The organism is Sporosarcina sp. NCCP-2331, from assembly GCF_023707945.1.
In the GTDB taxonomy this organism is placed as follows: domain Bacteria; phylum Bacillota; class Bacilli; order Bacillales_A; family Planococcaceae; genus Sporosarcina; species Sporosarcina cascadiensis.
Genome location: NZ_BRCD01000019.1, coordinates 75,201 through 87,143 on the forward strand (window position 1 = coordinate 75,201; position 11,943 = coordinate 87,143).

The following is an 11,943-nucleotide window of genomic DNA, read 5'->3' on the forward strand; positions in this document are numbered from 1 at the left end:
TCCCTCCATTATTTCGTGCCGAATAAACGGTCACCTGCGTCACCGAGGCCAGGCACGATATACCCGTGTTCGTTCAACTTTTCATCTAACGCTGCAATATACACATCAACATCAGGATGCGCTTCCGTCAATACTTCGACGCCTTCAGGTGCAGCAACCAGACACATGAATTTGATGTTGACTGCTCCGCGCTTTTTCATTGAATTGATGGCTTCGACTGCAGTTCCGCCTGTTGCAAGCATCGGATCTACTACGATGAATTCGCGTTCGGCTACGTCAGAAGGCAATTTCACATAGTATTCAACCGGTTTCAGCGTTTCCGGATCGCGGAATAATCCCACATGCCCCACTTTTGCCGCGGGAATTAATTTAATAATGCCGTCCACCATGCCGATTCCTGCGCGCAGGATTGGGACGATACCCAGTTTTTTACCTTCTAGTATGCGGGATTTCGCTTCGCAGACCGGTGTTTGAATCGTAATTTCTTTTGTCGGCAGGTCTCTTGTGATTTCAAAAGCCATCAGTGTGGCCAGTTCATTCACAAGTTCGCGGAATTCTTTCGTTCCCGTGTCAGACTTTCTTATATACGTCAGTTTGTGCTGAATTAATGGATGATCAAATACGTGTACTTTTGCCATTAGTATCGCTCCTTTTCGGAATATCTTGTACATTATAACAGAAATCGCGCGGCAGGCGGAGGGAAGTCCTTTGTTTTTAGATTCAGATTATTGCCGCCCGGCGAATGAACACCGCGTATGATCATACATCATTCAGCCGCGCTCATGCAGAACCTGCAGGTGATCATATATCCCTGTCGGTGATCATACCTTTCCGCCGACTGATCATACACAGCGGCCAAGTGATCATAAACTGCAGCGCCGTGCTCATAGACAGTCTTCCTCTCTAGAAAAAGCGCCCGGCACATTGGCCGGACGCTTGCTGAATTATGAATAAAGAGGATGCTGATCTGTCAAAGCTGTTACTGCTTTACACGCTTCTTCTTTTGCATTTTTATCTTCATGGTTTTTCAAAAGTTCCGCGATAATGCGGCCGACTTCCTTCATATCGTCTTCTTTGAAACCGCGTGTTGTAACAGCCGGTGTACCGATACGGATACCGGAAGTGACAAATGGTCCTTCCTGATCGAAAGGTACGGTATTTTTGTTTACGGTAATACCGATTTCATCCAGAACATGTTCTGCCGTTTTACCAGTCAGGCCGAGTGACTGAAGTTTTACTAGGACGATATGGTTATCTGTACCGCCAGAAACCACATCAATTCCTTCTTCATTCAGTTTGGCAGCCAGTGCTTTTGCATTTTTCTTCACTTGCTGTGCATACGTTTTGAACTCAGGCTCCAAAGCTTCTTTGAATGCCACCGCTTTTGCTGCGATTACATGCATCAATGGACCGCCCTGGACACCCGGGAATACTGTTTTATCAATTTTACGGCCGAATTCTTCAGCAGTTTCTTCATTCAATAAAATGATTCCGCCGCGTGGTCCGCGCAATGTTTTATGTGTAGTTGATGTCACGAAATGTGCGTGCGGCACTGGATTCGGGTGCTCGCCTGTCGCAACTAAGCCTGCGATGTGCGCCATATCCACCATCAAATATGCACCGACTTCATCCGCGATTTCACGGAATTTCGCGAAGTCGATTTCGCGCGGATATGCACTTGCACCGGCTACGATCATTTTCGGTTTATGTTCGAGCGCTTTTTGACGGACATCTTCATAATCAATGACCTCTTCGTCTTTTGTGACACCGTACTCGACAAAATTATACAAAATTCCGGAGAAGTTGACCGGAGATCCGTGCGTCAAGTGACCGCCGTGGGATAGATTCATACCGAGAACTGTATCGCCCGGCTCGAGTGCTGTGAAGTAGACTGCCATATTCGCTTGTGCACCGGAGTGAGGCTGAACGTTGGCATACGCTGCACCAAATAATTCTTTTACTCGGTCGCGTGCAATATTTTCCACAACGTCAACATGTTCGCAGCCACCGTAGTAACGGCGACCCGGATAGCCTTCAGCATATTTATTCGTCAAATACGATCCTTGAGCTTCCATTACTGCTTCCGTTACAAAGTTTTCTGATGCGATTAATTCGATGTTGGAATTCTGGCGGTTCTTTTCTGCCATGATTGCTTCAAAAATTGCTGCGTCATCACGCTGTACATTGCTTAAGTCCATTGGTTACTATCCCCTTTTTTCTGATAATTTCTATCTTTGTTTATTGTACACGTTTCATTCGTACTGCGCACGGCTTCCGCCAATCAATTTTGGACGAGTGGTCGCTAATGTGATATTTGCTTCGCCGACTTGCTTTATAGAAGTGCGGATTGGCACGACTACCGGCTTTAATTGCATGCCGATCAAGGTCTGTCCAATATCGATTCCGGCATTCGCCTGAACGGCCTCCACTACTACCGGATCGCTAAATTGCTGATATACATAGGCGGACATCGAGCCTCCCGCTTTCACAACCGGCACGACCGATACAGGCTCTAAATTAAATTGCCTGGCTGTCTTGCGTTCCAGCGTTACTGCGCGGTTGATGTGCTCGCAGCCTTGAAATGCTAAATGAATCTGATGTTTATCAGCGAATGTCTGCAGCGGTTCAAACAGTGCTTCGCCGATTTCCAGCGCGCCGTTCGTCCCGATGCGCGAACCCGCCACTTCAGACGTGGAGCAGCCGACGATAAAAATCGTATCGGCTGCAAGCGGCGCCTGTTCCGCAAACTCCGTCAGTGCCTGTTCCAGCTGCAGTTTCCATAATTGAATGGCATCCACATCGTTCACCTGCTTTCTTTATTGCTTTTCGAGATCCATCATTTTATCTATACGGCGCTCATGACGGCCGCCTTCGAATTCCGTTCCAAGCCATGTACTGACGATTTCACGTGCAAGACCGGGGCCGATGACGCGTTCACCCATCGCAAGAACATTGGAGTCATTGTGCTCTCGTGTTGCTTTTGCGCTGAATGTGTCGTGAACGAGCGCGCAGCGGATGCCTTTGACTTTATTGGCGGCGATCGACATACCGATGCCTGTGCCGCAGATTAGAATTCCGCGGTCTGCTTCGCCTGCTGCGACGGCGTTTGCTACCGGGACGGCGTAGTCGGGATAGTCGACGGAAGCGTCGGAGTCCGGGCCGTAGTCGGTGTACTCAATGTTCATTTCAGTCAGCAGGTTGATGATTTCGTGACGGAGGTTGTTGCCTCCATGGTCCGAAGAAATTGCAATTTTCACTGCGCACCCTCATTTCTAATTTTTACTTATCGCTTATTCTACCATTGTTAGATAAAAAAATCATCGGTTTTACTGCAATGTTTTGGTTTTTTTGATTTTTATATTGTATGGAATGCCAATAAAGGCGAACGTTGTGGTGATAGAATATAGTTATCGTACGTGTTACGCTACTTATTTCGGCGTGAAAGAGGGGTAAGTGGCGGGAGACCGTTCCCCTGCGCTTCAGGCGGACGCTTTCGGGAGGGCCCTCGGTGAGCCAACTGGTCGCTTTGCTCCCTTTAGTTGTCTCATCCTATCGGGCTGATCCTCCCGGAGTGTTTTTAGTCGCGGGCTCACACGAAGTGAGTCATGCAACCGTTGCCGCAGGACGCGGCGTACTTAGGTTGCCTTCCACTCCGGTACACTGGCTGGTTTTTCAATACTTTGTGTGTGCGTAGGCAGTATGAGCATAATATTAGAATGATTATGATAGGTTAGGTATTTCATGCAATAATTAATATCCTGCAAAGGCTAAAATTCTTGTAACCAATGCGTTTACAAAGTCGAGTTACGAAATCTATACGAATTAAATCTATACACTGCAAAAAAGCAACATAACTTACATCCTAACACCAGCGAAAGCGCAACTGCGGAGCGGCTATGAGCGCGAAGTCTGGTTAAATGATCACGGCGGGATGCTGGATGATCACGCAGCCGAGCCGAATGATCACGCGGCCGGTATCTATGAGCGGCTGAAGCTGAGCTATGAGCGCTTGAGCTGGTACTATGATCATCCGCGAAGCTTCTTTGGCAGCTAGCCGCGTTCTTTGCCAGTAGGCTTATCACGTAAGGCAATCCCCCAGCGCCGAAGCGAATTTAAACTGCACACACACACTTATTTCAAACTTCCTGCAAACTACCAAGCCAGCACGACATAAAAAAACCTCCCGCTTGTCCATCAATATTCTGACGTTTAGCGGGAGGTTTATAACTATTCTGGAGTTCGGTCAAACTTCCGGATCACTTTATAAAGCTCTTCGGACTGCACCTTGAGTTCGAGTGCTTTGGCATCTGTTTGTTCAATAGAGGCTACTTGCTCTTCTGTGGCCGCCCGGACTTCTTCTGCGCCTGCTGACGTTTCTTCTGCAATGGAGGCTACTTCCATCGACTGTCTTGCAGTGCGTTCGATTGTCTGCATCTGGCGGCTGACGATCTCGGTGATTTCGTCTACCGATGCGGCCATAGTGTGAATCGTCTCGGTCATGGACTGGACGTTTTCATTGGTTTTCGTTGCTCGTTCGGCTTCTGAGGCTGCCGTGTCGACTTGCCGTTTCATATCAGAGACGACTTTTTTGACGTCTGACTGGATGCTTTGGACAAGTGCCGAGATCATTTGGACGGCGTTGGCACTCTCATCAGCGAGGTTGCGTACTTCTTCCGCAACAACGGCGAAACCTTTGCCGTGTTCACCTGCGCGCGCGGCTTCAATAGAAGCATTCAGTGCCAATAGGTTCGTCTGTCCGGCGATGCTGCCTACCACTTCAACGATTTCACCGATTTTATGGGCGTTTTCATCCAGCACTTGAATCGTTTCCAATGATTGCTCACTTTGTTCGGTCATTTGATGAATGCCGGACAGCACGGATTGAAATACATCCGTTGTCGTATGCAGCTCTTTCAGCATCGCTTTCGAATGCTCGGATGACTGGCCTGCGCGGCTGTTTACTTCCTGCGCAAGCTGCCGAACATTTTCAATGGCATGGACTGTATCCTGAATAGCAGCCGCAGTCGTCTCTGCACCGTTTGAAATTTCACCGATTGTACGGGCAATCGCATCAGACTGACCGGATGCCGCGCTTGTTTCTTTCGTCAATGCGTCAACTGACTGGACTGTTGCCTGGAAATTCGATTCGATCTGCTCGATGATACTGCGCAAATTCAACACTACTTGCTGGAACGCTTTAGATACCGAATGAATTTCATCGGATGAATTTGGTAATTGAATATCCACGCCAATTTTCCCGTCCGCCACTTTCATCGCAGCAGTTTCCAAACGCTGCAGAGGCCTGGTCAAAATGATACTGAACAGTGCCGCTAAAATCCCCGACCACATAATCCCCATTGCGTACGTCAGCAACTGAAATACGAATGGCCGAGTATTCGGGAAGAATGTCGGCTGCACCCAATTAATAAATACTGCACTCGTTGAATATGTGATGACTGCAAGAATTACGACAAATAAGACCAGCTTTTTGCGCAGCCCCACTTTTTTCGTTCTAGTTTCGTTCATTGTTTTCCCTCCGAAAGCTGCCGGGCGATGGTTTGAATGAGTTCTGTCAGTTCCATGTACGTCTCGCGGTATGTCGCCAAGTCGCCGCCGTATGGATCATGGACATCAAGTCCTCCGCTTGCACCTGCATACTCTTTTAATGTGAAAATCTTATCTTTCATGTCAGGAAAACTGCGGTGCAGCGTATCCCGGTGGCCCGCTGTCATTGTTAAAACCAGTTGGGCCCATTGCATATCGGCTGGTGTAAGTTCATTGGAGAATCCATCGAATGAAATACCGGCTTCTGTCAGTAGCCGAGCGGAATTCGCTGAAATCGGCTGTCCATCCATCGCATATATTCCTGCAGATCTTACTTCCACACCAGGCAAGTTTTCATTTTTCAGCAGCGCTTCCGCTAACGGACTTCTGCATGTGTTGCCTGTACAAATAAAATAAATTTTCATTTTCTTCACCTACTATACAGAATAACGGATATATGAGAAAAAAGAAACAGTAATTGTTAAAACATGAAGGACATTACACCTATTATTATGAAAATCACGCCGGTTATACGTCGAATAAATGTGCCATTGATGAAAGGTATCCGACCTGTGGATAACAATGCAATGATAGAAAAGAAAAATGAGAAAAAGCCTGAAACAAAAATGAACAACCATTTATTGAGCTGCATCATGCCGAATGTTACACTGACGGTGAACGCATCCAGACTAACCATCAGTGCCAGGAAGATCGGTGACATCTTGTGAATCATTGACGGCTGTTCTCCGTCATCCAATAAGATATGCAAGCCGATTAATCCGAGCATAACACCGGAAAGTACCTGACTCCAGCCCGCAAAAAGGTGGACGGTCCATTCTCCCATATAGAAACCAACGAGCGGCAATAGCATATTTAATAATGTTGTCCACAGCGCGATCATCAATCTTCCGCGCCGCAGCTGCAAAACGGTATAGACAATGAGGATATCAACTGTCGTAACAATTGCTGCTATAATTTCAATCAAAAGTAAGCCCCCTCGCAGTTCACATGCATCTATCCTATGCGTCTGCTGAAGAGGGCTATTCGTTTATTCCGAAAAACGTTTGCCGTCTGAAGCTTTTTCAAGCCGGTTCATGACGGCGGCACCGATACCCGAGAGATCTGTTTCGACTGCGAGGATCACATCAGCTTCCGTGGCATCACTCTGCCGAATCGCTTTATAAAGATTCGCCGCCATCGCTTCATGGCTGCTTATTGCTCCTGTCGAAAAGTACCAGTCTGCATTCGCTGTATGCAATTCATCGGGACCAATCACAGCAACCCGTTTTCCCTGCCGATGAATACTATTCAGCGCAGTTTCCAATCTGGCGGCGTCCGGTTCGATGACGAACAAAGGAGCTTCCGGTGCGTAATGCGTATATTTCATGCCGGGCGCTCGCGGAGTTGTTGTCTGATCTTCCGGCTTAGCTGCCAAATGAACGGTGCCGATCAGTTCTTCTATCTGCTCTTTGGAGATACCGCCGGGACGCAGAATAACGGGCGGAGTAACCGTGACATCCAGTACCGTAGATTCCACGCCGATTCCTGTTGCGCCGCCGTCTAAAATGAGCGGAATCTTTCCGAATAAATCATGATAGACGTGCTCCGCTTCTGTCGGACTCGGCTTTCCGCTGCGGTTCGCACTGGGTGCTGCAACAGGCAGCTGAAGTTTCTGCAGCAGTGCCAAGGCTACAGGGTGATTAGGCATGCGGATCGCCAAAGTATGCATGCCAGCCGTGACTGTTTTCGCGATAACGCCCGGTTTCATTTCCATGACGAGCGTCAAAGGCCCCGGCCAGAAAGCTTCCATTAGCCTCTCTGCCACTTCCGGCACTTCTGCCGCATACTTTACTGTATCCGATTTGTTTCCGATATGTACGATGAGCGGATTATCCGCAGGTCTTCCTTTTGCTTCAAAAATCTGCTGCACTGCCTGCTCATCTGTGGCAATTGCTCCGAGTCCGTATACTGTTTCAGTCGGAAATGCGACAAGGCCGCCCGATTTCAAGATATCCACAGCTTGTTCATATGTCTTTTCATTATCCACGAGGTTATCCACTGATTTCATTTGCGTTTCCATCTGTCCAACCCCTTCTTATACACATTTTACTGATTTTATCCACAAAAATTGTGAATAGTTTTACGAGAAGATCGACTTTATCCACTCCCAAATGAAGAATGTAACAGGTTCTTCGTCTGTTTCAACCGCTGCAGTTTCTTCGGGATAGCAAACATTCGGAAACAATCCACACCACCAATTATCCCCTTTGCCTTTGCCGATTTTCAAAATATAGCTGTCATACACGTCTTGTTTTTGAATCGCAAAACCGATGCGTTTCGGCGGAATGAGTGCCGCCTGGTGTTCGAATGTCACGGAAAGCCCGTTTGCCTGATGAGCTGCCAGCTGTGTAATCTCCGCGCTTGCTGCTTCGATTCGGCGCTGCATCTGCTCCGGCGTTCCCGATTCATTGACTGCAGAAGCGAGCAGCGGGGCAATTTCTTGTTGAATCTGCTGCTTCATCTGCTGGTCTTCAACCGTATTGGAATTTGCCAATATGCGAAACTGCGGCATTTCACTAGTTTCCGCCGGCTGATAGAATAGGATCAGAACTCCTTGAATTGCGAGCAGCACCAGTATAAATTCTATAATAGCAAGAACCTTAGAAGTTTTCGTTTGTGGTTTTTCAATTGTGTAATCTTGTAACATGTCATCCCCTCCTGCACTCTATCATGAGCCGCAGAAAGAGATTTTATTCATGTAATCTCACAAAATATCATTCGGTCTTTTTTATTGATATCCTGAACGATCTCCACTTTCGCCTGCGGGAAGGCTTCCTGCAGGAATTGCTGCACTTTCTCTCCTTGTAAATAACCAATTTCAAAGCCAATGAAAGCCGGTTTATTCAGCATAGGAGAAAGACGTGCTGCAAGTCTCCGATAAAAATACAGTCCTTCTTCTTCGGCGAATAAAGCGGACGCCGGCTCAAAACCATATACCGTTGCAGACATTTCTTTCTTTTCCTGTTCGGCTATATAGGGAGGATTGGAAAGGATGATATCCCACTTTTGCGGTGTGAGCGGTTCTTCCATATCTCCCTGCAAAAATGTAATGACGGCATCATTGCGCTCCGCATTGCGAGCGGCAACTTTTAGCGCTTCTTTGCTGAAATCAGTAGCCGTCACATTTGCGGAGGGGCGTTCTTTTTTGAAAGCTACTGCAATCGCACCGCTTCCTGTGCCGATATCTGCCATTTCAATCGGACGGGTTCCGAATAATTGATTCGCACGCTCGAGCGCATGATAAACCAATTCCTCTGTTTCCGGGCGCGGTATCAGGACCTGTTCATTCACTTCAAATGAATAACCGTAAAAAGACTCTTCACCGAGAATATATTGGATCGGTTTGCCTGTCAGTAGTTCTGTTATATAGCCTGAAAATTGCGAGCGGAGTTCATGCGGCAGCTCTTCACGCAGGCTCGCCAGATAGTCGGACCGGCTTTTTCCCGTGACTGCCCGCATCGCTAATTCCGCCGCATTTGCATCAAGCCCGCGGGCATCCAGCACATCCTGGGCGCGTTTAACAGATTCCCAAATCGATTCAGTCATTTTGATCCAGACTTTCCAGACGGTGTGCCTGCTCTTCAATGATGAGCGCGTCGATCACTTCGTCCAGTTTTCCTTCAATTACTTGGTCAAGCTTCTGTATTGTCAGGCCTATGCGATGGTCAGTAATGCGGTTTTGCGGAAAATTATAAGTTCGAATCCGTTCCGAACGATCTCCCGAACCGACTGCGGATTTCCGCTTTTGATCATATTCTGCCTGGACTTCCTGCATGAACTTATCGTACACACGTGCACGCAGTACTTTCATCGCTTTTTCTTTATTTTTGATTTGAGATTTTTCATCTTGTATCGATACCGTGATGCCAGTCGGCAAATGTGTCAGACGAACTGCAGACATTGTCGTGTTGACGGATTGGCCGCCCGGTCCGGATGAGGCAAATGTATCCGTACGAATGTCTTTATCATGAATTTCAATTTCGACTTCCTCGGCTTCCGGCAGACAAGCGACCGTGGCAGTCGACGTATGAATCCGGCCGCCGGATTCTGTCTCCGGTACGCGCTGCACGCGGTGCGCCCCGTTTTCGTATTTCAATTTGGAGTACGCTCCATTGCCGTCAATCATGAAGATGATTTCCTTGAAACCGCCAAGTTCAGTCGGTGACGAATCGATCACTTCCACTTTCCAGTGATTCATTTCGGCGAAACGTGTATACATGCGATAGAGGCTGCCTGCGAATAAAGCGGCCTCGTCGCCGCCTGCCGCACCGCGAATTTCCATGATGACACTTTTATTGTCATTCGGATCTTTCGGAACGAGCAGTATTTTCAGCTGTTCTTCAAGCGGCTCGATACGTTCTTCCAATTCATCGATCTCCATCTTCACAAGTTCTTTCATGTCGTCATCCAGCGGTTCATCGAGCATTTCTTTCGCGTTTTTGTATTGAGCCTGCACTTCTTTGTATTCCCGGTATACTTCAACGGTTTCCTGCAAATCGGATTGTTCCTTCGAATACGTACGCAATTTATCCAGGTCATTGACGATTTCCGGATCACTCAATAATTCATTGAGCCGATCGTAACGGTCTTCCACTGCCTGCAGTCTGTCGAACATAATGATTTCACCTCTTCTGGAGTATTGGGTTATTTCTGTATAGCAGAACCGCCTATCCGTTCGAGCTTCTGGATAGACGGTGAATGTTTTTTATTTAGCTTGTTCTGCACGGATGCCCGCTGGTACTTCATGATGCTGGCGGCAGCGCGGCTCATAAGCTTCAGAAGCGCCGACCAGCACAATCGGATCATCAGAGCTTGCCGGACGTCCGTCAATCAACCGCTGGGTGCGGCTCGAAGGAGATCCGCAGACCGTGCAGACTGCCTGCAGTTTCGTGACCAATTCGGCAACTGCCATCAAGCGCGGCATCGGTCCGAACGGTTCTCCTCTGAAGTCTTGATCGAGACCTGCGATGATGACACGAAATCCGCGATTGGCCAGGCCTATCGCCACTTCTACGATTTCTTCATCAAAAAACTGTGCTTCATCAATGGCGACCACATCGAAATCATCTGTCACGAGGTTCGGTATTTCTCTCGCTTTGGAAATCGGATTGGCGATCATCGACGTGCCATCATGGCTGACAACCGCTTCTTCGCTGTAGCGATCGTCGATTTCCGGTTTGAATACTGCGATTTTCTGTTTGGCAAATTCGGCACGGCGAATCCGGCGAATGAGCTCCTCCGATTTTCCTGAAAACATACTGCCGCAGATGACTTCCATCCAGCCGCCTTGCATTGAAACGTACATGGTCAATCTCCTTTCAGCTTGTTGCTTATGTATGGTTGGAATCTTGCTGCGATTATAAAAATACCCGTCTGGCACGACTGCACCTGACGGGTATCTGGCATTTGATTACTCTTGTTCTTGTTCTGACTTGATGCCGTATTTTTTGTTGAAACGGTCGACACGGCCGTCCGCTGCAGCAAACTTTTGGCGTCCAGTGTAGAATGGGTGACATTCTGAGCATACTTCCACTCGAATATCCTCTTTTACAGAACCTGTTTCGAATGTATTGCCACATGAGCAAGTTACTTTTGCAAGTTTGTAATCCGGATGAATTCCTGCTTTCATCGGTCTCTCTCCTCTCGCCCTGAACCATCTGGAACAGAGTATAAATTTATAAGGCGTTCTATCGGCAGATGCCAATAAAACGGATCGATGCCGTACACAGCCCGTATTTGTCAGCTGTATATGCAGTTGTACGGAAATACCGTACTTGAATAGTATATCAAAATCGGACAGGCTGTGCAACAGTTTGGTTTGGGTTTTTATTGGGTTAGATCTTAATGAAGTTTAGAGCTAATTTGTATGCAGTAGGGGATTTGCGCTCTGGGTGGACGCTTTCCCGAGGGCTCGCGGTGAGCCGACTTGGTCGCGAGCTCCCCAAAGTCGTCTCACCTGTCGGGCTGATCCTCCGGGAGTCGCCACCCGACGCTCCAATCCCTACTATGTATCACAAAATACTAAGTGTTGCTCGTTGAATCTTACAAGCTGATGTACTCTGAATCTAAAATAAAATTTCAAAATTGTTTCAACTGCTTTGAACTTAGCAATGATCAATGAGACATGAAATTTTATATACTATGTGATCATCAAAACTTCTCAGATTTTAGAAAACTTCAGTGCTCTTGCTCTGTGTTTGTATTAGCAAAGTAAGGATTGAAACGGAAGACGGGCGACTCCTGCGGGAATAGCAATTACTTTTGCGAGTAAAAGCGTAGCGTTATGAGCATGAGCCTTGAGACCCCGCAGGAGCAAAGCGACGAGGAGGCTCAAGCCAT

General features: G+C 47.6%; 13 protein-coding genes. All 13 read right to left on the reverse strand.

Annotation, left to right across the window (positions count from 1 at the left end):
- Positions 1–8 precede the first annotated feature (8 nt).
- Positions 9–638, reverse strand: coding sequence for a uracil phosphoribosyltransferase (upp, locus tag NCCP2331_RS12010; RefSeq protein WP_153720846.1), 630 nt, complete (start codon positions 636–638; stop codon positions 9–11).
- A gap of 306 nt (positions 639–944) precedes the next feature.
- Entirely contained in the window at positions 945–2,198 is a 1,254-nt protein-coding gene (gene glyA, locus NCCP2331_RS12015; protein WP_251670995.1) for a serine hydroxymethyltransferase, read from the reverse strand.
- A gap of 54 nt (positions 2,199–2,252) precedes the next feature.
- Positions 2,253–2,798 (reverse strand): TIGR01440 family protein, encoded by a 546-nt coding sequence (locus tag NCCP2331_RS12020; RefSeq protein WP_194841038.1) that lies wholly within the window; start codon positions 2,796–2,798, stop codon positions 2,253–2,255.
- 18 nt (positions 2,799–2,816) lie between these two features.
- Positions 2,817–3,257 carry a ribose 5-phosphate isomerase B gene (rpiB, locus tag NCCP2331_RS12025; RefSeq protein ID WP_153720842.1) on the reverse strand — a complete coding sequence of 147 codons (441 nt, stop codon included), beginning with the start codon at positions 3,255–3,257 and terminating at the stop codon, positions 2,817–2,819.
- 970 nt (positions 3,258–4,227) lie between these two features.
- Positions 4,228–5,526 carry a methyl-accepting chemotaxis protein gene (locus NCCP2331_RS12030; RefSeq protein ID WP_251670997.1) on the reverse strand — a complete coding sequence of 433 codons (1,299 nt, stop codon included), beginning with the start codon at positions 5,524–5,526 and terminating at the stop codon, positions 4,228–4,230.
- Positions 5,523–5,969: a low molecular weight protein arginine phosphatase gene (locus NCCP2331_RS12035; RefSeq protein ID WP_251670999.1), complete on the reverse strand. Its 447-nt coding sequence runs from the start codon at positions 5,967–5,969 to the stop codon at positions 5,523–5,525. Before NCCP2331_RS12035 ends, NCCP2331_RS12030 begins: the two co-directional genes overlap by 4 nt.
- Before the next feature lie 56 nt (positions 5,970–6,025).
- Positions 6,026–6,529 carry a manganese efflux pump gene (locus NCCP2331_RS12040; RefSeq protein WP_251671001.1) on the reverse strand — a complete coding sequence of 168 codons (504 nt, stop codon included), beginning with the start codon at positions 6,527–6,529 and terminating at the stop codon, positions 6,026–6,028.
- A 63-nt stretch (positions 6,530–6,592) separates the two neighbouring features.
- Complete coding sequence (locus tag NCCP2331_RS12045) at positions 6,593–7,624, reverse strand: L-threonylcarbamoyladenylate synthase (RefSeq protein WP_251671003.1); 1,032 nt, start codon at positions 7,622–7,624, stop codon at positions 6,593–6,595.
- A 60-nt stretch (positions 7,625–7,684) separates the two neighbouring features.
- Positions 7,685–8,251, reverse strand: a complete 567-nt coding sequence (locus tag NCCP2331_RS12050) for a stage II sporulation protein R (protein WP_251671005.1) — start codon at positions 8,249–8,251, stop codon at positions 7,685–7,687.
- Positions 8,252–8,298: 47 nt separating this feature from the next.
- A complete protein-coding gene (prmC, locus tag NCCP2331_RS12055) occupies positions 8,299–9,150 on the reverse strand; it encodes a peptide chain release factor N(5)-glutamine methyltransferase (protein WP_251671007.1) in 852 nt (283 codons plus the stop codon).
- Entirely contained in the window at positions 9,143–10,219 is a 1,077-nt protein-coding gene (prfA, locus tag NCCP2331_RS12060) for a peptide chain release factor 1 (protein ID WP_251671009.1), read from the reverse strand. The genes prmC and prfA overlap by 8 nt, the downstream gene beginning before the upstream one ends.
- Before the next feature lie 90 nt (positions 10,220–10,309).
- Positions 10,310–10,909 carry a thymidine kinase gene (locus NCCP2331_RS12065; protein ID WP_153720834.1) on the reverse strand — a complete coding sequence of 200 codons (600 nt, stop codon included), beginning with the start codon at positions 10,907–10,909 and terminating at the stop codon, positions 10,310–10,312.
- Positions 10,910–11,014: 105 nt separating this feature from the next.
- Complete coding sequence (gene rpmE / locus NCCP2331_RS12070) at positions 11,015–11,233, reverse strand: 50S ribosomal protein L31 (RefSeq protein ID WP_153720832.1); 219 nt, start codon at positions 11,231–11,233, stop codon at positions 11,015–11,017.
- Positions 11,234–11,943: the final 710 nt, after the last annotated feature.